The following is a 21,272-nucleotide window of genomic DNA, read 5'->3' on the forward strand; positions in this document are numbered from 1 at the left end:
ATGGGAGAGAACAAGCTGGCAAAACGAGGATTGGGGCGCGGGCTTTCGGCATTGATGGCCGATATGGATCTTGCGACACCGGAACCCACGACCCCTGCGCGGGAGCGCACGATGGTGCCGATCGAGCAGATCACGGCCAATCCGGATCAGCCGCGCCGGACCTTTGACCCTGAGGCACTGCAGGAACTGGCGGCTTCACTGAAGAACCGCGGCGTGTTGCAGCCGCTGATCGTGCGCCCGCATCCACAGGACGACGGCATCTTTCAGATTGTTGCCGGAGAACGTCGCTGGCGCGCCGCACAGATGGCGCAACTGCATGAATTGCCTGTCATTATTCGTGATCTTTCCGATACCGAGGTGCTGGAAGTCGCGATTATCGAGAACATTCAGCGGGCTGATCTGAATGCGATCGAGGAAGCCACCTCGTTCCGGCAACTGATGGATCGTTTTGGACATACGCAGGAACGGCTGGCCGAAGCACTGAACAAGAGCCGCAGCCATATCGCGAATTTGCTGCGCTTGCTGAACCTGCCGGATCAGGTTCAGGATTTCGTGAAGGAAGGTCGCCTGTCTGCGGGCCATGCGCGCGCCCTGATCACGGCACCCAATGCAAACCAGTTGGCGCGCAAGATCATGGAAAAGGGACTTTCGGTTCGCGAAACCGAAGAACTGGTGCGCAAGCAGGCCAATCCCGATCAGGCCGGCAAGAAGCAACAGCGTCGCCAGAAGGAAAAGGATGCTGATACCCGCGCATTGGAATCCGATCTGTCGGCGCAGCTTGGCATGAAGGTGTCGATCGATCACGGCGGCGCGAAAGGCGGGTCGATCACCATCAACTATCATGATCTAGAGCAGCTGGATCAGCTGTGCCAAATTCTGGGCGGGCATCGCTGATTTGGTAGAAGGCCGTCAAATTGGCCTAGATATGGAAGATCACGTTTCGGGACGTGTTGTCACATAAGCGGCGACAAGAATACAGATCGCCGCCTGCATCCCGACCACCCAATGTGGCATCCCGACCCAGAAAGACAGGCCGACGCCAAAGGACATGGCACCGACGGCCCAGATCTTTGCGCTGCGGCTGATGGCTCCGCGTTCCTGCCAGGCACGTACCGAAGGCCCATAGGTCGGATGTTCGCGGATACGGCGGCGCAGTTCGGGAGAGCTTTTCGCAAAGGCCCAGGCGGCAACCAGCAGGAACGGAACGGTGGGCACCACAGGCAATGCGATGCCGATGATTGCCAACCCGAGGAAAAGCGCTCCAATTCCATACCAGAGTGTTCGCATATCAATCCGCCAATTCACGCAAGATCGCATTCAGGACCGGTCGTCCTGCCGCTGTGGTGGCCAGACGGCCATTCTTTCGTGTGACCATGCCCAGTTCGATAAGCCGTGCCAGGACCTCGGGATCGAAGGCATGGCCCGCCAGCCGTTCATATCGGGTGATGTCCAGGCCCTCGGCCAGCCGCATAGACATCAACAGATACTCCAGTGCCATTTCATGCGGGGGAACGATCTCACGGTTGCTGTCCCCGTTGCCGGTCTGCTCGACGGCCTTCAGCCATGCTCCGGGTGCCCGGTGGGCCTCGGTGGCGATCCGGCCATGGGGCAGGGTGATGCGGCCATGCGCGCCGGGCCCTACGGCGGCCCAGTCGCCCTGACGCCAATAGATCAGGTTGTGGCGGCTTTCTGATCCTGACGCCGCGTGGTTCGAGGTTTCATAGCCGGGCATACCGGCTGCCTCGCAGATTTCCTGCGTCTCGAGATACATGTCGGCGGCCAGGTCATCTGCGGGCAGGTCACGCAGCTTGCCTGCCGCAGCGCGGGCGCCAAAGGCCGTGCCGGGCTCGATGGTCAGCTGATACAGCGACAGATGATCCACGGCCATGGTCAGCGCCTCGGAGAGTTCATCGCGCCATTGCTCCATCGTCTGGTTCTGGCGCGCATAGATCAGGTCAAAGCTGACGCGACCGAAACAATCCCGAGCCACATCGAAGGCGGCGCGGGCTTCGGCAACGGAATGCATGCGGCCCAGTCGCCGCAGATCTTCGTCATTCAGCGCCTGAATGCCCATGGACAGGCGATTGACGCCGGCCTGAGCATAGCCGCGAAAGCGCCCCATCTCGACGCTGGTCGGATTGGCCTCAAGCGAGATTTCGATGTCATTGACAAAACCCCAGCCACGCCGGGCTGCGGTGATCACCTGATCGGCGGTCTCTGGCTGCATCAACGAGGGTGTTCCGCCGCCAAAGAAGATGCTGTTCAGGTGCCGACCGGGCAGTTCTGCCGCAAGCCGGTCTATTTCGGCCGATAGCGCCCTGGCCCAACGGGCCTGGTCTATCTGATCGACGACATGGCTGTTGAAATCGCAATAGGGGCATTTGGCAGCGCAGAAGGGCCAATGGACATAAAGACCAAAGCCACCTGCGCGCCAGTCATTCGACAGATCGCCGCGGGCGGGGGTCATGGCTTCAACGCCGTGACTTCGACCTCGATCTTCATTTCCGGGCGGATCAGCCCCGCGATGATCATCGTGGCCGCAGGTCGGATGTCGCCCAGTGACTCTTGCAGGGCAGGGGCCAGCGGCTCGACATCGGCAGGATCGGTGACAGTGTATTGGACGCGCATGATGTCGTTGCGGGAAAATCCGGCCTGTGCCAGCACGTCGAAGATCGTCGCAAAGCAGTTGCGCGCCTGTTCGGCCACATCTTCGGGCATGGTCATGCTGGCATAGTCATAGCCTGTCACGCCCGAGACAAAGCACCATTTGTCCCGGACGACTGCACGGCTATAGGCCATCCGGCTTTCGAATGGCGATCCGGTCGAGATTCTATGCAAAGCAGGATCCGATCATCTGTTGCACGGCAAGCGCCCGGTGGCTGAGGCTGTTCTTCATCTCGGCGCTCATCTCGCCCAAGGTATCGGAATATCCGTCCGGCATGAAGATCGGGTCATAGCCGTGACCTTCGGCCCCACGGGGCGGCCAGACCACCCGACCGGGCAGCACGCCTTCGAAGACCTCGTCATGACCGTCAGGCCACATCAGGACCAGCGTGCAGCGAAACTGCGCCTGGCGGGGCTCGGGGGCCTTCACGGCCTCCAGCTCGTTCCAGGTGCGCTGCATGGCCATGGCGAAATCGCGGCCATTGCCGGTTTCCGCCCAATCCGCCGTATAGACGCCGGGTGCCCCGTTCAGCGCATCGACGCAAATGCCGCTGTCATCGGAAAGCGCGGGCAGGCCGGTGGCCTGAACTGCGGCGCGTGCCTTGATGCGGGCATTGCCGACGAAATTGTCCTCGGTTTCTTCCGGCTCGGCCAGACCGGCCTCGGCGGCACCGAGGACCTCGACCCCATAGGGGGCCAGCAGGGCGCGCATCTCTTCCAGCTTGCCGGCGTTATGCGTCGCCACCAGCAAGCGCTTCTCGGTGAACTTCCTCATGAAAGAACGGCTTTCTGGGCGGCGACCAGTTCGGACATGCCAGCATCGGCCAGGTCCAGAAGCTGGTTCATTTCATCGCGCGAGAAGGTCGCACCCTCGGCTGACATCTGCACCTCGATCAGCTTGCCCGAACCGGTCAGGACAAAATTGCCGTCGGTGCCGGCTTCGCTGTCTTCGGCATAATCCAGGTCCAGAACCGGCTGACCCGCATAGATGCCACAGCTGACCGCCGCCACATGGTCAAGAATCGGATCGCTGTTCAACACGCCCGCTGCCAGCAGCTTGTTCACGGCAAGGCGCAAAGCCACCCAGCCGCCGGTGATCGAGGCACAGCGCGTCCCGCCATCGGCCTGAATGACATCGCAGTCGATGGTGATCTGGCGTTCACCGAGGGCCACGCGGTCGATGCCCGCCCGCAGGCTGCGTCCGATCAGTCGTTGGATCTCCTGTGTGCGACCCGATTGCTTGCCCTGGGCGGCCTCGCGGCGGTTGCGGGTATTGGTGGCACGGGGCAGCATGCCGTATTCGGCAGTGACCCAGCCAAGGCCGGTGCCCTTCAGGAAGCGCGGCGGATTGTTTTCGACCGAGGCGGTGCAAAGCACATGCGTATTGCCACAGCGGATCAGGCATGATCCCTCTGCATGGCGCATCACGCCGGTTTCGATTGAAATTGAGCGCATTTCGCTTAGATTCCGGCCAGAGGGGCGCATGGGTATTCCTTTCGGTGAAGATTGGCTGCCCAATACAGGTCCGCGCCCATGTCACGCAAGCCCGTGAGGGATATGAACCAGGAAACGCTGCTATCCGAGTTGAACGACCGCTCCCGCGAAGTGTTTCGCCGGGTGGTTCAGGCTTATCTTGAGACAGGCGAGCCGATCGGTTCGCGCACATTGACGCGCGAGTTGTCGGAAAAGGTCAGTGCCGCCACTGTCAGAAATGTGATGCAGGACCTTGAACTGCTGGGGCTGCTGGACAGCCCGCATGTTTCCGCAGGGCGGTTGCCATCGCAACTGGGGCTACGGCTGTTCGTCGATGGCATGATGGAAATCGACAATGTCACCCCGACCGATCGTGCCGCAATCGATCAGACCCTGGGCAATGACGATCCGGATACGGGCATGTTGCTGGACCGGGTCAGCACGACGCTCAGTTCGCTGACGCATGGTGCCTCGCTGGTCCTGATGCCCAAGCACGAAGCCCCCATCCGCCACATCGAATTCGTCAGCCTTGCGCAGGATCGGGCGCTGGTCATTCTGGTTTTTGCCGACGGCCATGTCGAAAACAGGATCTTTACACCGCCGCCGGGGCAGACGCCGTCCTCGATGCGCGAGGCGGCAAATTTCCTCAATGCCATGGCAGAGGGAAAGACCGTTGCCGAGTTGCGCAGTTTCATGGCCCGCGAGATCGCCGCACGCCGGCGCGAACTGGACGTGCTTGCCGCCGAACTGGTCGATTCAGGGCTGGCGCTGTGGGACAATGAGGCTTCGGATCCGCGACTGATCGTGCGCGGGCGGGCGAATCTTCTGGACAGCGAGGCCGCCGATCTGGACCGCATCCGGGTTTTGTTCGATGATCTGGAGCGCAAGCGAGACATTGTCGAATTTCTGGAACTGACCGAAGAAGGAGACGGGGTCAGAATTTTCATCGGGTCCGAGAACAAGCTTTTTTCACTTTCGGGTTCCGCTCTGGTGGTTTCACCCTATATGAATGCCGACCGGAAGATTGTAGGCGCGGTGGGCGTCATCGGACCGACGCGGTTGAATTATGGCCGCATCGTGCCGATTGTCGATTACACCGCCCAACTGGTCGGGCGCGTGTTGTCCGGCCGGAAAGGATGAATTGAGAATGACCGAACAGAACGAACAGCCTCTAGACGACATGATGGAAGACCCGCTGGCCGATCCTTCGGACGAGGTCGAGGCGCTCAAGGCTGAACGCGACGAATTCCGCGACAAGTGGATGCGTGCGCTGGCCGATGCCGAGAACTCGCGCAAGCGGGCCGACAAGGATCGTCGCGATGCCGAGCAATATGGCGGTTCGCGCCTGGCTCGTGATCTGCTGCCCGTGCATGACGCGCTGACGCGCGCGCTGGATGCCGCGAATGAGGAACAGCGCGCCGCCGCCGGGGCCTTGATCGAAGGGGTCGAACTGACGCTGCGCGAATTGTCCAATGTCTTCGCCAAGCACGGGATCACCGTGATTCGCCCCGAGCATGGCGAGAAATTCGACCCGACCTACCACGAAGCCATGTTCGAGGCCGCGGTGCCCGGAACCACCGCCGGAGAGATCATTCAGGTCATGGACAACGGTTTCCGTCTTCACGACCGTCTGCTGCGCCCTGCCAAGGTCGGCGTCAGCTCGACTCCGGCCAGCTGACCCTTTTGGCGCCGCGCGTATCGTCGCGCGGCGCTACAACCTTCCGCTGACTTGCCGATTCTTCCCGCGCGCGCGACCCTAGGAGATGTTCGGTCATCTCAGGAGGGGACCATGGCAGGTACAGATGGGGTGAAGATTCATCCCGCGGTCGACGAAGGCATCGCGCCGGGACGCGCAGGCTTCCAGGGAGGCGTGCTGTCTTGTCATTGCGGTATCGATCCGGTCAAGGTCCGCATCACATCCCAGACGTCCCATAATCATATCTGCGGCTGCACGAAATGCTGGCGGCCAGCGGGGGCGACCTTCAGCCTGGTCGCCGTTGTCGCCCGCGACTGCGTCGAGATCATCCAGAACTCCGACAAGCTGGAAATCGTTGACCGCAATGCTGCAATCCAGCGCCATCGCTGCCGCGACTGTGGCGTGCATATGTTCGGGCGCATCGAGGACAAGCAGCATCCCTTTTATGGGTTGGATTTCGTGCATACGGAACTGTCCTCCGAGCGCGGCTGGTCCGCCCCGGAATTCGCGGGCTTTGTCAGTTCGGTGATCGAATCGGGCGTTGACCCGTCGCGGATGGGCGGCATCCGCGCCCGCCTGCGTGAACTGGGGCTTGAACCCTATGACGCCCTGTCCCCCGCATTGATGGATGCCATCGCCACACATGTCGCAAAGCGGACGGGGGCCCTTCCTGCTTGACGGGATCGTCATATCAATCGAAACGCGAAGTCAGGGGCGCAAGCAAGACCCCTCTGGCCATTTAGAATCCTACGAACTGGAATGACAGGAGACAGCCAATGAGAACCCGTGCTGCCGTGGCCCTTGAGGCCGGCAAACCGTTGGAAGTGATGGAGGTCAATCTCGAAGGACCCAAAGAGGGCGAGGTTCTGGTCGAGATCAAGGCAACCGGCATTTGTCACACCGATGAATTCACCCGCTCGGGTGCCGACCCCGAAGGGCTGTTTCCGTCCATTCTGGGCCATGAGGGCGCGGGCGTGGTACTTGAGGTCGGACCGGGCGTGACCAGCCTGAAGCCCGGCGATCATGTCATCCCGCTCTATACGCCGGAATGCCGTGAATGTGCGTCCTGCCTGTCGGGCAAGACCAACCTCTGCACCAGGATCCGCGCGACGCAGGGGCAGGGGCTGATGCCCGATGGCACCACGCGTTTCTCGATGCTGGATGGAACGCCGATCTATCACTACATGGGCTGTTCGACCTTTGCGAACCATACGGTTCTGCCCGAAATCGCATTGGCCAAGGTGCGCGAAGACGCACCTTTCGACAAGATCTGCTATATCGGCTGCGGCGTGACCACCGGCGTTGGCGCGGTGATCAACACGGCCAAGGTCGAAATCGGCGCCAAGGCGGTTGTCTTCGGGCTGGGCGGCATCGGGCTGAACGTGATTCAGGGCCTGCGTCTGGCCGGGGCCGACATGATCATAGGCGTCGATCTGAATGACGACAAGAAGGAAATGGCCGAGCGTTTCGGCATGACCCATTTCGTGAATCCGAAGAACGTCGAGAATGTCGTGCAGGAAATCGTCGAGATGACGAAAACCCCCTTCGACCAGATCGGTGGCGCGGATTACAGCTTTGACGCGACCGGCAACGTCAAGGTCATGCGCGATGCGCTGGAATGCACCCATCGCGGCTGGGGTCAGTCGATCATCATCGGCGTTGCGCCTGCAGGGGCCGAAATCAGCACCCGTCCGTTCCAGCTGGTGACCGGCCGCGTCTGGAAAGGCACGGCATTCGGCGGCGCCCGCGGACGTACCGATGTGCCCAAGATCGTCGACTGGTACATGGACGGAAAGATCGAGATCGATCCCATGATCACGCACACCATGTCGCTGGATGACATCAACAAGGGCTTTGACCTGATGCACAGCGGTGAATCGATTCGTTCGGTCGTGCTTTACTGATCCTTCATGGCTGCTTAGGTAAAAGGACGGCGGGGCCGCTGGTCCCGCCGTCGCTATGAGAAAAACAAGGAGCAGGCCCATGCGCCATCAGTGGCTGGACGATGACGACGACAATGATGACGATGACCGCCCTGACCAGGGTGACAAGGAAGGTGGCCTGGGCCTTCCCGATGGCGACAATATCGGCAAGCTGTATTTCAAATCGCGTACGGTGATCGTGGCCGGCGCGATCAATGACAAGCTGGCACAGCGCACCGTCGCCCATCTGCTGGCCCTGGCCGAGGAAAGCGACAAGCCGATCAACATGCTGATCAGCTCGCCCGGGGGGCATGTTGAATCGGGTGACATGATCCATGACGTGATCAAGTTCATCCGTCCCACCGTGCGCACGATCGGTTCGGGCTGGGTGGCCAGTGCTGGCGCATTGATCTTTGTCGGTGCGGCCAAGGAAAACCGCTATTGCCTGCCCAATACCCGCTTTCTGATTCACCAGCCCTCGGGCGGGATTGGCGGAACCTCGTCGGACATGATGATCCAGGCCGAACAGGTTCGTTTGATGCGGGATCGCCTGAACCAGATCTTTGCGGATGCGACGGGTCAGACGGTGGAACGGATCGAAAAGGACACGCATCGCGATTTCTGGCTGAACACCCAGGAAGCGCTGGATTACGGCCTGCTGGGCAAGGTCATTCGTTCGGTCGACGAACTGAAGTGATGCAACGGGCAGGGCATCAGTTCTGCCCGGATCTCTATTGATCATCGTGCGGGGGCCGGGTTTCCCGGTCCCCGCCGCCCTTGCGAGAGGCTGCGCAGGGCGCGCGATACCATGCCGGGCTGGCGCTATGGCCGAATCCCGAACCGATCTGCCCCAAGCGACGCAAGCTGTATGATTCCTTTGTGTGGCTTCTTGTCTTTTCGCGTTGCCCTCGGGGCGTCTCATGGGTTTGGTGGGGCGCAGAACGGGACCGCAATATCTTGCAGAAAAGGGGCATGATGTGACCATCGAAACGCTTTCGGAAAATCGCAGCTTTGGCGGGACGCAGGGCGTCTATCGTCATAAATCCCAATCCACTGGCACGGACATGACATTCGCGCTGTTTCTGCCCGAAGAGGCGCAGCATGGCCGGGTTCCGGTGCTGTGGTATCTGTCGGGCCTGACCTGCACCCATGAAAACGCCATGACCAAGGCCGCCGCCCAGGAATGGTGCGCCGAAGCCGGGATCGCGATCGTCTTCCCCGACACATCCCCGCGCGGAGATGAGGTTGCCGACGACGAAGCCTATGATCTGGGGAAGGGCGCAGGGTTCTATGTGAATGCCACCCAGGACCCGTGGAAGCCGCATTACCAGATGTGGCAATATATCGTTCACGAGCTGCCCGAGCTGGTCAGCGACAATTTCGCCATTGATCGCGATGCCATGGGGATCACCGGCCATTCCATGGGCGGGCACGGCGCGCTGACCATCGCCATGACACACCCGGACCGCTATCGCTCGGTTTCGGCATTTTCACCGATTGCGAATCCGACCGAGTCGGACTGGGGCAGGAAACAGCTTTCGGCCTATCTGGGCGAGGACAGGGCGACCTGGCGCGCCCATGATGCCACGATCCTGATGACGGAACGGGGATATCCCGGCGAAGTGCTGATCGATCAGGGCAGCGAAGATCAGTTCCTGGACCTGCTCAAGCCCGAGGCCCTGGCGCAGGCCATGATGGCGCGGCGTCAGCCCGGTCAGTTCCGGATGCAGCCGGGCTATGATCACAGCTACTTCTTCGTGCAGACCTTCATGGCAGACCACATCCTGTGGCATGCCGAACGGCTTGCCTGAACGATTTTGCCAAATCTTCCCGATCGCGCTGCCAAAACTCCCATCAGACTTTAGGGGTAAGTGGCAGTGCGGCGGATTGACGCAGAAGGGTGTGCATCCAACACTACCTGACATGGAGAGCCGTGGCCGGAGGAAAATCCGCGGCGTCTGATCCAAGGGAGGAGCACATCGATGAAATATCTGCTGAACAGTGCCCTGGCGGCACTGCTGCTGACCAGTGCCACGGCCTATGCGAACGAAAGTGTCATGGCCGAAATGGCCAAGCCGGAACAATGGGCGATCCAGATGGGTGATTACGCGAATACGCGTTATTCCGAGCTGGACCAGATCAACAAGGACAATGTCAAAGATCTGCGCGTGGCGTGGACATTTTCAACCGGCGTCCTGCGTGGCCATGAGGGCAGCCCCCTTGTGATCGGCGACATGATGTATGTCCACACGCCGTTCCCCAACAAGGTTTTCGCCCTGGACCTGGCCAATGACGGCAAGATCGTCTGGCGCTATGAACCCCAGCAAAACCCCGAAGTCATTGCGGTCATGTGCTGCGACACGGTCAACCGCGGGGTCGCCTATGCCGATGGCATGATCCTGCTGCATCAGGCGGATACGACGCTTGTGGCGCTGGATGCCAAGACCGGCGAAGAGAAATGGAAGGTCCAGACCGGCGATCCGTCGATCGGCGAAACCAACACCGCAACGGTTCTGCCGGTCAAGGACAAGGTGATCGTCGGCGTATCCGGGGGTGAATATGGTGTGCGTGGCCGCGTCACAGCCTATAGCCTGGCCGATGGATCAGAGGTCTGGAAAGCCTATTCCACCGGCCCCGATGACGAAATGCTGGTGGATCCGGAAAAGACCATGCATCTGGGCAAGCCCATCGGTCCCGACAGCAGCCTGAACAGCTGGGAAGGCGATCAGTGGAAGATTGGCGGCGGCACGACCTGGGGCTGGTATTCCTATGATCCCGATCTGAACCTGATCTATTACGGCACCGGGAACCCCTCGACCTGGAATCCCTCTCAACGGCCGGGTGACAACAAATGGTCGATGACCATCATGGCCCGCGACGCCGACACCGGCATGGCCAAATGGTTCTATCAGATGACGCCCCATGACGAATGGGACTTTGACGGCGTCAATGAAATGATCCTGACCGATCAGGAAATCGATGGCGAACAGCGCAAGCTGCTGACCCATTTCGACCGGAACGGTCTGGGCTATACGCTTGATCGCGAAACCGGCGAGTTGCTGGTGGCCGAGAAATTCGATCCTGCTGTCAACTGGACCACCGGCGTCGATATGGATCCGGAATCCGAAACCTATGGTCGTCCTGCCGTGGTCGCCGAATATTCGACCTCTCAGAATGGCGAGGATACCAACACCACGGGCGTCTGCCCCGCGGCACTGGGATCCAAGGACCAGCAACCGGCAGCCTTCTCGCCCAAGACCAACCTGTTCTATGTTCCCACCAACCATGTCTGCATGGATTACGAACCCTTCCGTGTAGCCTATACGGCCGGTCAGCCCTATGTCGGGGCAACGCTTTCGATGTTCCCCGCACCTGACAGCCATGGCGGAATGGGCAATTTCATTGCCTGGGACAATGTCAACGGCGAGATCAAATGGTCGCTGCCCGAACAGTTCTCGGTCTGGTCCGGTGCGCTGGCAACGGCGGGGGATCTGGTCTTCTATGGCACGCTGGAAGGCTATCTGAAGGCGGTAGACGCCGAAACGGGTGAAGAGCTTTACAAGTTCAAGACTCCGTCCGGCGTGATCGGCAATGTCATGACCTATGTCCATGGCGGCAAGCAATATATCGGCATTCTGTCCGGTGTGGGCGGTTGGGCCGGTATCGGTCTGGCAGCGGGTCTGACGAACCCCAATGACGGTCTTGGCGCCGTCGGCGGTTATGCCGCGCTGAGCGACTATACCGAGCTTGGCGGCCAGCTGACCGTCTTTGAACTGCCCGGTGATGCGCCGGTCGAGGGCTAATACTTTCGTTTCGCAAAACCAGAAGTGATCTGTGAAGGGACCGCCCCAGCGATAAACTGGGGCGGTTCTGCCTGAGGAGAGCAGGCGGGACCAACTCTAGGGAGGAAGACAAGAATGAAAGCCATCACCAGCCTTGCGGCGCTGGTTGTCGCGGCGTCGCTGGCCGGACCGGCCATGGCGCAGTCCGAGACCACATCAGACGCTTCAGCCGGAACCGAAGGGGCGACATTGCCGAACGGCATGGATATCACGCCCGACTACACGGAATATGGCCGCTGGTATAACGCCGAAGGGATTCCGACCTACAAGATCGACGCGGATGGCAGCGTCGATTTCGCGACCTTCAACGGCTATCGCCGCTATTCTGCGGAATGCCATGTCTGTCACGGCCCGGATGGCGAGGGTTCGACCTATGCCCCGGCGCTGAAGGATTCGGTGTTGCGGCTGGATTACTATGATTTCCAGGAGATCGTCGCATCGGGCAAGCAAGAGGTGAACACCGCCCAGAACCAGGTGATGCCGGCATTTGGCACCAACAAGAATGTCTGGTGCTATATTGACGACATCTATGCCTATCTGGTCGCGCGGGGTACCGATGCCCTGCCGCGCGGACGACCGGCCAAGAAGGGACCGAAAACGGATGAATTCGCCGAGCAGGAAGATTCCTGCATGTCGATGTGACATGCGCAGGCTGATCATCACGGCAATATCAGGCTGGCTCTGCGTGGCACATATGGGTGCCGCGCAGGTCGCCGACCTGAGATCGACCACCAGTTTCCGCGTTTGCGCCGATCCGGCCAATGCCCCCATGTCGCACAAGGATGGCAGCGGCTTTGAAAATCGCCTTGCCGCGCAGTTCGGCGAATGGCTGGACCTGCCGGTGACCTATAGCTGGTTTCCCTCGGGGATGGGCTTCATTACCAAGACGCTGCGCGCGGGCACCTGCGATGTGGTGATGGGATATGCGCAGGGCGATGAGCTGGTGCAGAATACCAATCATTACTACACCTCGGTCTTTGGTATCGTGACGCGCAAGGACAGCGCGCTGGCCGATGTCGACCACCTGGGCGATCCGGTGCTGAAGGATCATCCCATCGGAGTCATCGCGGGCAGCCCGCCTGCGACCATCATGGCGCGGGCCGGTCTGGCCAAGGACATGCGCGGGGGTGATCTGTTCGTGGACCGCCGCGTCAAGGATCCGGTGGGTCGGATGATCGACTCGGTCCGGGATGGCAGCCTGGATGCCGCCGTGCTGTGGGGGCCTTTGGCTGGCCCGCGCATCAAGGATGACCCTGACCTGCAGTTCACGCCGCTGCTAAGGGAAAAAAGCGGCCCGAAGATGTTCTATCGCATCACCATGGGGGTGCGTCCGGGCGAGCAGGAATGGAAACGCCAGCTGAACAGCCTGATCCGCCGCCATCAGGATGAAATCAACCAGACGCTGCGCGAGGCCGGGGTGCCCCTTGTGGACGATTATGGCAAGGAGATGTTGCCATGATCCGGCTGGCGATCGCGATATCTGTCGTGATCGCCGTCCCCGCATGGGCCGATATCGCCGAGCCCTCAGGATTTCGCGGCGAACCCTATACGGCCCCGGTGCCATCGACCCTGCAAGGGGCCAAGGTGATCGATGCCGAAATGGCCCTGACGCTTTGGGCCGAAGATGCGGGTTTTGTCGATGTCTATCCGCGCACCCTGAAGCCGCAGGGGCTGCCCGAGGGCACTATCTGGCAAGAGCCGCGCCATGACACCATTCCCGGTGCGATCTGGCTGTGGAATACCGGTTATGAAAGCCTGACAGCGGAAGAGATGCAGCGTCTGGAAGACGGTCTGGCCAGCATGACGCGGGGCAATCCGGATATGCCGCTGGTGATCTTCTGTCGGGCTGATTGCTGGATGAGCTGGAACGCGGCGAAACGTGCCGTCGATCTGGGTTATCGGAAGGTCATGTGGTTTCCCGGTGGCATTGATGAATGGCAGGACGCGTTGGGACCGGATCTGGTCAGGGCTGAACCTGTCGCCCCGTGAACTGACCAAAGGCGCGCGGACCGGCGGGAACATCCAGCTCTGCGGTGATGGTCAGATCGCGGGCATCAAGCACCATGATCGTATCGGAATCCCAATTGGCCAGCACGACACCGCTGTCATCGGGCAGGCTGGCGATGCCTTCGGGATAATCCCCGACCTCGAGTGTTTCTGTTACCTCAAGACTTTCGGGATCAAAAACCGTGACGGTGCTGGCATATTGATTTGTCACGAAACCCCGTCCACCGGCAAAAGCGATACCATAGGGGCGATGCCCCGTCGCGACATGGCCAAGCAGGGTGCCGCTGTCGGGATCCATGATCGAGACGCGATCGCCAAGGACATCCGCACTGTAGAGGCGGCCGCGATGAAAGGTGACCGCGAAAGGATGTTCGCCCGAGGTCGTGATCTTGCGCAGCAGTTTCCCCGTCTCGATGTCGAAGATGCTGACCGTGTCGTCATCGCGATCAGCTGTGGCGACCAATGCCCCGTTCGCGCTGATGGCAACGCCCGAGGGAATCTGGCCGGTTCGGGCGGTCCAGAGCGGTTCCAGATCCCCGTCCAGCCGCATCAGGCGGTTGTTGTACCAATCGGTGATCACGACCCCTTTGCCGGGGATGGCCGCGATCCCAAAGGCGCCGGCGCCCAACTCGGCGTGTCGCGTGATCTGTCCCGCTTCGTCCAGAACCGACAGCCGCCCGCTATCTGCGGCGATCACATAGGCCCGCGCGCGTTTCGGATCATAGGCCACCGGGGCAGGCGCGCCCGGCAGTTCGGTGCTGGCGATGATCTCCATGCGGTTCAGGTCGATGACCGTCACCGCATCTGCATTTTGCGAGGTGACGAATGCGAGATCCCCGGCACAGGCCGGGGAGAGCATGGACAGAAATGCCGGCAGCCACAGCCGCATGCGGCCTATTCCACCTTGCCGAAACGTTCGGCCAGGGCATCGAAACCGGCCTGGTAGATGGCCGTGACCGCAGCAACCGCCGCATCGTCGTTCAGTTCTTCGGGCGGATCGTTATTGGGAAAACCCCGGTAATAGCCTCCCTTCCACAGAACTTCGGCCTTGCCGTCCTTGTCACTGACCTGCAGCGTCGCCGAATAATTGGTGACGGGCAGAACCTCGACCGCAACATCGGTGATCATGTATTTGTACATCATCTTGTCGGGGTCGATCTTCATCAGCTGTTCCGTGATGGTCGGATCGCCGCTTTCCGCCTTCAGATGCAGGACTCGCGTCGATTCATCGGGAACATCGACGGGTGCGCCCTCGGGGGTCATTTCGGTCGAAGCGACGGCAGGATGCCAGCTCATGTCATCGAAATGCCCGATCACCTCCCAGACCTCGGTGGGGCTGGCATCAAGGGTGATCGTCATCTGGGTTTTCTGTCGCGAGGGCCCATGTGCCGACGCCGTGCTTGCAAGGGCCATGCCGGCAGCCAGGGTCAGGCCGAACATTGCTTTCAACATATTTCTTCATCCTCCCGTGAACCCGTGTGGAGCATGATCGCCACCGGCGTCATCGTCCATACGACCAAAGACTTAGGAAAACATTCCCGTGCCGCGCGGGAATAAAAAACGTCTTGCCCTGCGGGATGCCCGGGCCCAACATGAGCTGGGGAGAGTGCAAAATGTTCAGGGAAATCCTTGCTTTTCTGGCGATTGCCGGATTGTTTGCGACGGCTGCAGTTGCCCAGCAGCCATCGCCCGAGGTGATCCGCGCGGCCGTGTTGCGGGTCGACAGGCCGGATCTGCCGCCGATCTCTCGTCTTGAACTGGCGACCGATGATCTGGGTTTTGCCGGGGCGCGTCTGGCCATCGAGGACAATGACACCACCGGGCGCTTCATGGGGCAGAAATTCGAGGCCGAAGAAGTGGTCGTCGCGCCCGAAACAGCCGCCGAGGAACTGGAGCGGCTGATTGCCGAGGATGTGGGTTTCGTCGTGCTTCTGGCCGATGATGACACCACGCTGGCGCTGGCCGATCAGGCGGGGGACCGCATCACATTGCTGAATGCGGCGGCACGTGGTGACAATCTGCGTGGCCGCGACTGTCGCTTCAACATGATCCACGTGGCCCCCAGCCATGCAATGATCGCCGATGCGCTGGCCCAGTTCCTGATGTGGAAGAACTGGTCGCGCTGGTTCCTGATTGAAGGCAGCCATGCCGCAGATACCGATCTGGCCGAGGCCTATCGCCGGGCAGCGCGCAAATTCGGGGCCAAACTGGTCGAGGAACGCCTGTATGAAGATACCGGCGGGGCGCGGCGCACGGATTCCGGCCATGTGCAGGTGCAAAAACAGATCCCGGTCTTTACCCAGCGTGCGGCGGAACATGACGTGATCGTTGCCGCAGATGAGGCAGATGTCTTTGCCGCCTATCTGCCCTATCAGGTCTGGGATCCGCGCCCGGTCACCGGATCTGCCGGGCTTGTTCCGCGCAGCTGGCATCCGGCAATGGAATCTTGGGGTGCGTCCCAGTTCCAGAACCGTTTCGAGGCATTGGCCAACCGCCCGATGCGGGAAATCGACTATCAGGTCTGGCTGGCCCTGCGCATGCTGGGCGAGGCCGCGACACGCAGTGGCTCGTCCGATACAGAAACCCTGCGCGAATATCTGTTGTCCGACAGTTTCGAAGTGGCGGGCTTCAAGGGGCAGAAGCTGACCCTGCGCGACTGGGACCACCAGCTGCGCCAGCCGATCCTGCTGACCACGGGGTTGCTGATGACCTCGGTCAGCCCGCAAGAGCAATATCTCCACCAGACCAGCCGGCTGGATACGCTGGGTATCGATCGGGCTGAAACCGAATGCAAATTCCCGGAGGCAGAATGAAACCGCTTATCGTTATCGGCCTTTGTCTGGCGGCAACGCCTTCTGTCGCGAACCGCGTCTTTGTCAGCAATGAAAAGGGAAATGACGTCACGGTTCTGGACAGCGCCACATTCGAGGTGATCGGCACCTATCCGGTCGGGAACCGTCCGCGCGGGATCACCATCAGCCCTGATGGGCGCGAGTTGTATGTCTGTGCCTCGGATGACGATCTGGTGCGGGTCTTCGATCCGCAGACCATGGAAGAAATGCACACCCTGCCATCGGGGCCTGACCCGGAACTGTTCGTCCTGCATCCCTCGGGCAATCCGCTGTATGTCGCCAATGAGGATGACAATCTGGTGACCGTCGTGGATACCCAGACCCACAAGGTGCTGGCCGAAATTCCCGTGGGGGTCGAGCCCGAAGGAATGGGGGTCAGCCCGGATGGGAAGGTGGTGATCAATACGTCTGAAACGACCAACATGGCGCATTTCATCGATTCGGAAACTTTCGAGATCTTCGGCAATGTGCTGGTCGATTCACGCCCACGTTTTGCGCAGTACAATCACGATGGTTCCAAGCTATATGTCAGTTCCGAGATCGGCGGCACGGTCAGCGTGATCGACCCGCAGACGCAGGCGATTACCCACAAGATCGAATTCGACATTCCGGGCGTGCTGCCCGAGGCGATCCAGCCGGTCGGCGTGCGGATCAGCAATGATGGCAAGAAGGTCTTCGTGGCCCTGGGGCCCGCGAACCGTGTTGCGGTGATCGACGGCGAAACGGATGAGGTTCAGGACTATCTGCTGGTCGGCCAGCGGGTCTGGCAAATGGCCTTCACGCCGGACGAGAAATATCTGTTCACGACCAATGGCAATTCCAACGACGTTTCGGTGATCGATGTCGAAGCGGTCAAGGTCGTGAAATCCATCGCCGTCGGACAGCAGCCCTGGGGCGTTGTCGTGGCGCCGGACTGAAATCTTATCATGGGGGAGGAAAACCAGTGATACGTTTCATCATGCTGATGGCACTTATGGCGGGGACCGCAACGGCCCAGCAAGCGGCCGCCCAGTCCGATGACGACATGGCGGCAACGGCTGTGGAAATGTCTCAGGACGCAGACGATGACGACGACGATGATGAGGAGGAGGAAAGCGGCGAAGCGGGCGTCCACGAGGCCGGGGCCAGGTTCGACTATGGCTTTTCGGGCCTGATGGCGCGTGACAACCGCACCCAGCTGGCGCCCTTGACGCTGGCAGCAGGCAAGCCCGTGGCCACGGCGGAATACACGCTCAAGTCGGGCGGCTACTACCGTCTGGACATCAATGCCGATGGCAGCCAGGAACTGGCCCTGTCAGGGGGGGATTTCTTCCGCGCGATCTGGGTGAATGAGATCGTCATCGAGGATATCGAAATCCGGCCGATGGGGGTCCACAGTCTGGAATTCGACGATGCCGGCACCGCGACCATCAGCTTTGTTGCCGTTGTTCCCGGGCGCTATACGCTGTCGATTCCCGGATCGAAGGGCGAGACGCAGCAAGCCGTCTTCAATATCCGCTGACGATGACCCTCAGCGCGCTGGAGATAGATCAGGTCAGCCACAGCTACGGATCTGTCCGGGCGTTGACGGATGTGTCCTTCGATATCCCCAGGGGGCGCTTCACGGCACTCTTGGGGATCAATGGCGCGGGGAAGACGACGCTCTTTTCCCTGATCACGCGGCTTTATGACAATAATTCCGGCAGGATCCGCGTCGCGGGCCATGATTTGCGTCGCGAACCGGCGCAGGCGCTGGCCCGTCTGGGCGTGGTGTTTCAAAGCCGGGCGCTGGATGCCGATCTGACCGTGCTGCAGAACCTTGCCTATCACGCCAGCCTGCATGGCATCGGCCGGGTCAGGGCCCGCGCGCGCATCGACGAGGTGATCGCACAGGTCGGGCTGAGAGAAAAGCTGGGCGAAAGGGTCGCCGCGCTTTCGGGCGGACAGCAGCGACGGGCCGAGATCGCCCGCGCCCTGATCCACCGCCCCGACGTGCTGTTGCTGGATGAGGCCACCGTTGGGCTGGATGTGAAATCGCGCGCCGAAGTCCTGTCGCTGACGCGCAGACTGGTCGCCCAAAGCGGTGTTTCGGTTCTTTGGGCAACGCATATCATGGACGAGATCCAGCCCGATGACGGGCTGGTCATCCTGCATCGGGGCAGGGTGTTGAAAAAGGGACTCATGGCAGAGATTTCTGGCGCAGATGGGCTGACGCGATCATTCCTGGACCTGACGGGAACCGCTGCATGACCCGCAAGGCGTTTCCTGCCAGCGCATGGCTGATCGCATTCGCGGGGATCACCCGGCGCGAGTCACTGCGTTTCGTCAATCAGCGCGGGCGCTTTCTGGCGGCTCTGGTGCGGCCACTTGTCTGGCTGTTCATCTTTGCCGCCGGGTTTCGTGCGGTGCTGGGACTGTCGATCACCGAACCCTATGACACCTATGTTCTGTATGAAGTCTATGTGACGCCGGGCCTTTGCGCGATGATCCAGTTGTTCAACGGCATGCAGTCCTCGCTGTCGATGGTCTATGACCGTGAAACAGGGGCGATGCGGACATTGCTGGTCAGCCCCTTTCCCCGCTGGTTCCTGCTGGGGTCGAAACTGCTTGCCGGCGTCATCGTGTCCATCATTCAGGTCTATACCTTTCTGGCCATCGCATGGCTGTGGGACATCCGCCCGCCACTGTGGGGATATGTTGCGGTCCTGCCGGCGCTGATCTTGTCGGGCCTGATGCTGGGCGCGATGGGGCTGTTCCTGTCATCGGCGATCAAACAGCTGGAGAATTTCGCGGGCGTGATGAATTTCGTCATCTTCCCGATGTTCTTTGCCTCTTCGGCGCTCTACCCGCTGTGGCGGATGCGGGAAAGCTCGACGCTGTTGCATGACATTTGTGCCGTAAATCCCTTCACCCATGCGGTCGAACTGATCCGCTTTGCCCTTTACCTGCAGGTGAACTGGCTGTCGCTTGCGGTTGTTCTGGGCTGTCTGACCGCGTTTTTCGGTCTGGCGATCTTCATGTATGATCCCGGCAAGGGGCGTTGGAAAAACCGAAGGGGCAACGGATGAAACTGACTGCAATCCTGACGGCCATTTTGCTGGCCGGTCCTGCCATGGCGGCCGATGGAACGGATCCCGACTGGCCGTGTATTCAGCGCAAGCAACCGCATCTCTCCTTGGGCCAGATGTGGAGTGGACCGATACCTGACGACCGGATCATGCAATTGGCGCAGGACGAACAGATTTCGGCGCTGGCCGCCCGGCTGGAACAGCGTCGCCTGCCCATTGAAACCGCCGAGGCCGAGATCGCCGAATTCGCCGGGACAACGGACAATGACGGTTTGACCGCTCTGATGGTGGCCATCCTGAACCGGATCGAGCCAGACCGCTCGGCGCTGATCGAGGGGATCGCGCGCTATGGCCGAAAGCAGGTCCAGCTTGCACAGGCCATCGAAAAGCGGCGCGAAACCATGGCCCGGCTTGAAGCCGCCGATCCACCGGATTTCGACGCCATCGATGCCGAAGAAGAAGCCTTGGACTGGGATCAGCGCATCTTCATCGAGCGGCAGAAATCGCTGACCTATGTTTGTGAAACGCCGGTCATCCTTGAACAACGTGCCTTTGCGCTTGCCCGCGCCATTGCAGGGCATCTGCAATAGGGGTGCTTCAGGATGGGGTGAGCATTGCTGGCATCGGATCGCCCTTTGCCAGGCAGCTTTCGAACAATGAGGCGGTGTCCATGGCCTCGCGGATGGTCACATCCATGTCCAGATAGCGATAGGTGCCCAGCCGACCGACAAAGGTGACGCCCTGCGTTGCCTTTGCCCTGCGCTGGTAATTTTGCAGCAGCGCCTTTTCCCGGACCAGCCGGATCGGATAATAGGGGATGTCTTCGGGTCCGGCCGCACGGCTGTATTCGCGGTAACAGACCGAGCGCTCATGCTGCTCCCATGGGCTGAAATGCTTGTGTTCGGTGATGCGCGTATAGGGCACCTCGCGATCACCATAGTTCATCACAGCGCAGCCCTGGTAGTCGCCATCATGGGTAAAGCGTTCGAAATCCAGTGTCCGATAACCCAGCCGCCCCAGCTGAAAATCGAAATAGCCATCAAGAGGCCCTGACCAGAAGACGTGATCGGCCTGTTCCGCCATATCCGGGCTATAGGGTGTGCTCAGATCGATGGTGATCCGGGGATGATCCAGAATGGCGGCGATCATCGGGGTATAGCCGTCCCTGGGCATGCCCTGAAAACGATGGGAAAAGTAATTGTCGTCGTAATCGAACCGCAGGGGCAGGCGTTTCAGGATCGCGGCGGGAAGCTCGCTTGGTGCGCAGCCCCATTGCTTTTCCGTGTAGCCCTTGAAAAAGGCCCTGTAGAGATCGGCGCCGACAAAACGCAGGGCCTGCTCTTCGAAGCTTTGCGGAGTGGTGATGCTGTGATCGGCCAGACCGTCAATGAACTCGCGGGCTTCGTCCGGGCGCATGGCCTTGCCAAAGAACTGGTTGATCGTCAGCAGATTGATCGGCAGCGAATAGACCTTGCCGCCGACCGTTGTCTTGACCCGGTTCCGAAAGGGCTGGAATGCGGCGAAGCGGTTCACATAGTCCCAGACCTGCTGATCATCGGTGTGAAAGATATGCGGGCCATAGACATGCATCATCACGCCGGTTTCGCCATCCCGGCGGGTGTGGCAGTTGCCGCCGATATGGTCGCGCTGGTCGATGACATGGCAATCATGACCGGCCTCTGCCAGCCTGCGCGCGATCACGGCACCTGAAAGACCCGCGCCAACAAGTAAAATCTGCATCCGGCCCACCCGCGGCAAAGAGTGTCTTT

General features: G+C 60.6%; 25 protein-coding genes. 17 read left to right on the plus strand and 8 right to left on the minus strand.

What is annotated here, in order from left to right; translation table 11 throughout:
• Positions 1 to 894, plus strand: coding sequence for a ParB/RepB/Spo0J family partition protein (locus JHW44_RS00960; protein WP_089344823.1), 894 nt, complete (start codon positions 1 to 3; stop codon positions 892 to 894).
• Positions 895 to 933: 39 nt separating this feature from the next.
• On the opposite strand, the gene JHW44_RS00965 is transcribed toward JHW44_RS00960, so the two are convergent.
• Genes JHW44_RS00965 through rph form a run of 5 tightly spaced genes read right to left on the minus strand, consistent with a single transcriptional unit; the run spans position 934 to position 4,149 of the window.
• The gene (locus tag JHW44_RS00965; protein ID WP_089344824.1) at positions 934 to 1,287 is read right to left on the minus strand and encodes a YbaN family protein; all 354 of its coding nucleotides are present in this window, start codon (positions 1,285 to 1,287) and stop codon (positions 934 to 936) included.
• Position 1,288: 1 nt separating this feature from the next.
• Positions 1,289 to 2,467, minus strand: coding sequence for a radical SAM family heme chaperone HemW (hemW, locus tag JHW44_RS00970; RefSeq protein WP_089344825.1), 1,179 nt, complete (start codon positions 2,465 to 2,467; stop codon positions 1,289 to 1,291).
• Complete coding sequence (locus JHW44_RS00975) at positions 2,464 to 2,838, minus strand: RidA family protein (RefSeq protein ID WP_089344826.1); 375 nt, start codon at positions 2,836 to 2,838, stop codon at positions 2,464 to 2,466. The genes hemW and JHW44_RS00975 overlap by 4 nt, the downstream gene beginning before the upstream one ends.
• Complete coding sequence (rdgB, locus tag JHW44_RS00980) at positions 2,831 to 3,439, minus strand: RdgB/HAM1 family non-canonical purine NTP pyrophosphatase (protein WP_089344827.1); 609 nt, start codon at positions 3,437 to 3,439, stop codon at positions 2,831 to 2,833. The genes JHW44_RS00975 and rdgB overlap by 8 nt, the downstream gene beginning before the upstream one ends.
• A complete protein-coding gene (gene rph / locus JHW44_RS00985; RefSeq protein WP_089344828.1) occupies positions 3,436 to 4,149 on the minus strand; it encodes a ribonuclease PH in 714 nt (237 codons plus the stop codon). The genes rdgB and rph overlap by 4 nt, the downstream gene beginning before the upstream one ends.
• A 72-nt stretch (positions 4,150 to 4,221) precedes the next feature.
• Between rph and hrcA the strand changes: the two genes are divergently transcribed.
• From hrcA to JHW44_RS01035, 10 genes are all read left to right on the plus strand, one after another.
• Positions 4,222 to 5,277 (plus strand): heat-inducible transcriptional repressor HrcA, encoded by a 1,056-nt coding sequence (gene hrcA, locus JHW44_RS00990; RefSeq protein ID WP_089344829.1) that lies wholly within the window; start codon positions 4,222 to 4,224, stop codon positions 5,275 to 5,277.
• A 7-nt stretch (positions 5,278 to 5,284) separates the two neighbouring features.
• Positions 5,285 to 5,815, plus strand: a complete 531-nt coding sequence (locus tag JHW44_RS00995; protein WP_089344830.1) for a nucleotide exchange factor GrpE — start codon at positions 5,285 to 5,287, stop codon at positions 5,813 to 5,815.
• 111 nt (positions 5,816 to 5,926) lie between these two features.
• A complete protein-coding gene (gene gfa, locus JHW44_RS01000; RefSeq protein ID WP_089344831.1) occupies positions 5,927 to 6,511 on the plus strand; it encodes an S-(hydroxymethyl)glutathione synthase in 585 nt (194 codons plus the stop codon).
• 98 nt (positions 6,512 to 6,609) lie between these two features.
• Positions 6,610 to 7,737 carry an S-(hydroxymethyl)glutathione dehydrogenase/class III alcohol dehydrogenase gene (locus JHW44_RS01005; protein WP_089344832.1) on the plus strand — a complete coding sequence of 376 codons (1,128 nt, stop codon included), beginning with the start codon at positions 6,610 to 6,612 and terminating at the stop codon, positions 7,735 to 7,737.
• Positions 7,738 to 7,816: 79 nt separating this feature from the next.
• Entirely contained in the window at positions 7,817 to 8,452 is a 636-nt protein-coding gene (locus JHW44_RS01010) for an ATP-dependent Clp protease proteolytic subunit (RefSeq protein ID WP_089344833.1), read from the plus strand.
• Positions 8,453 to 8,738: 286 nt separating this feature from the next.
• A complete protein-coding gene (gene fghA, locus JHW44_RS01015; RefSeq protein WP_089344902.1) occupies positions 8,739 to 9,566 on the plus strand; it encodes an S-formylglutathione hydrolase in 828 nt (275 codons plus the stop codon).
• A 171-nt stretch (positions 9,567 to 9,737) separates the two neighbouring features.
• Positions 9,738 to 11,558, plus strand: a complete 1,821-nt coding sequence (locus tag JHW44_RS01020) for a methanol/ethanol family PQQ-dependent dehydrogenase (protein WP_089344834.1) — start codon at positions 9,738 to 9,740, stop codon at positions 11,556 to 11,558.
• A 114-nt stretch (positions 11,559 to 11,672) separates the two neighbouring features.
• Entirely contained in the window at positions 11,673 to 12,239 is a 567-nt protein-coding gene (locus JHW44_RS01025) for a c-type cytochrome, methanol metabolism-related (protein ID WP_089344835.1), read from the plus strand.
• 1 nt (position 12,240) lies between these two features.
• Entirely contained in the window at positions 12,241 to 13,056 is an 816-nt protein-coding gene (locus JHW44_RS01030; protein WP_089344836.1) for a quinoprotein dehydrogenase-associated putative ABC transporter substrate-binding protein, read from the plus strand.
• Positions 13,053 to 13,586, plus strand: a complete 534-nt coding sequence (locus JHW44_RS01035; protein WP_089344837.1) for a rhodanese-like domain-containing protein — start codon at positions 13,053 to 13,055, stop codon at positions 13,584 to 13,586. The genes JHW44_RS01030 and JHW44_RS01035 overlap by 4 nt, the downstream gene beginning before the upstream one ends.
• Here the strand turns inward: JHW44_RS01035 and JHW44_RS01040 are convergent.
• Positions 13,561 to 14,493 (minus strand): YncE family protein, encoded by a 933-nt coding sequence (locus JHW44_RS01040; protein WP_089344838.1) that lies wholly within the window; start codon positions 14,491 to 14,493, stop codon positions 13,561 to 13,563. The two genes, JHW44_RS01035 and JHW44_RS01040, sit on opposite strands and share 26 nt — an antisense overlap.
• A 5-nt stretch (positions 14,494 to 14,498) precedes the next feature.
• Positions 14,499 to 15,056, minus strand: a complete 558-nt coding sequence (locus JHW44_RS01045; RefSeq protein ID WP_245847190.1) for an SRPBCC family protein — start codon at positions 15,054 to 15,056, stop codon at positions 14,499 to 14,501.
• Between the two features lie 161 nt (positions 15,057 to 15,217).
• On the opposite strand from JHW44_RS01045, the gene JHW44_RS01050 reads away from it, so the two are divergent.
• The 6 genes from JHW44_RS01050 to JHW44_RS01075 all read left to right on the plus strand — a co-directional run bounded on the left by JHW44_RS01050 (position 15,218) and on the right by JHW44_RS01075 (position 20,093).
• Positions 15,218 to 16,417, plus strand: a complete 1,200-nt coding sequence (locus JHW44_RS01050) for an ABC transporter substrate-binding protein (RefSeq protein WP_089344839.1) — start codon at positions 15,218 to 15,220, stop codon at positions 16,415 to 16,417.
• Entirely contained in the window at positions 16,414 to 17,373 is a 960-nt protein-coding gene (locus tag JHW44_RS01055) for a YVTN family beta-propeller repeat protein (protein ID WP_089344840.1), read from the plus strand. Before JHW44_RS01050 ends, JHW44_RS01055 begins: the two co-directional genes overlap by 4 nt.
• A 128-nt stretch (positions 17,374 to 17,501) precedes the next feature.
• Positions 17,502 to 17,957 carry a cupredoxin domain-containing protein gene (locus tag JHW44_RS01060; protein WP_419182512.1) on the plus strand — a complete coding sequence of 152 codons (456 nt, stop codon included), beginning with the start codon at positions 17,502 to 17,504 and terminating at the stop codon, positions 17,955 to 17,957.
• Positions 17,958 to 17,959: 2 nt separating this feature from the next.
• A complete protein-coding gene (locus JHW44_RS01065; protein ID WP_089344842.1) occupies positions 17,960 to 18,685 on the plus strand; it encodes an ABC transporter ATP-binding protein in 726 nt (241 codons plus the stop codon).
• Complete coding sequence (locus JHW44_RS01070; RefSeq protein ID WP_089344843.1) at positions 18,682 to 19,503, plus strand: ABC transporter permease; 822 nt, start codon at positions 18,682 to 18,684, stop codon at positions 19,501 to 19,503. The genes JHW44_RS01065 and JHW44_RS01070 overlap by 4 nt, the downstream gene beginning before the upstream one ends.
• A complete protein-coding gene (locus tag JHW44_RS01075; protein ID WP_089344844.1) occupies positions 19,500 to 20,093 on the plus strand; it encodes a hypothetical protein in 594 nt (197 codons plus the stop codon). Before JHW44_RS01070 ends, JHW44_RS01075 begins: the two co-directional genes overlap by 4 nt.
• Before the next feature lie 7 nt (positions 20,094 to 20,100).
• On the opposite strand, the gene glf is transcribed toward JHW44_RS01075, so the two are convergent.
• Positions 20,101 to 21,243 (minus strand): UDP-galactopyranose mutase, encoded by a 1,143-nt coding sequence (glf, locus tag JHW44_RS01080; protein WP_089344845.1) that lies wholly within the window; start codon positions 21,241 to 21,243, stop codon positions 20,101 to 20,103.
• Positions 21,244 to 21,272: the final 29 nt, after the last annotated feature.

It is taken from the genome of Paracoccus seriniphilus (genome assembly GCF_028553745.1).
GTDB lineage: Bacteria > Pseudomonadota > Alphaproteobacteria > Rhodobacterales > Rhodobacteraceae > Paracoccus > Paracoccus seriniphilus.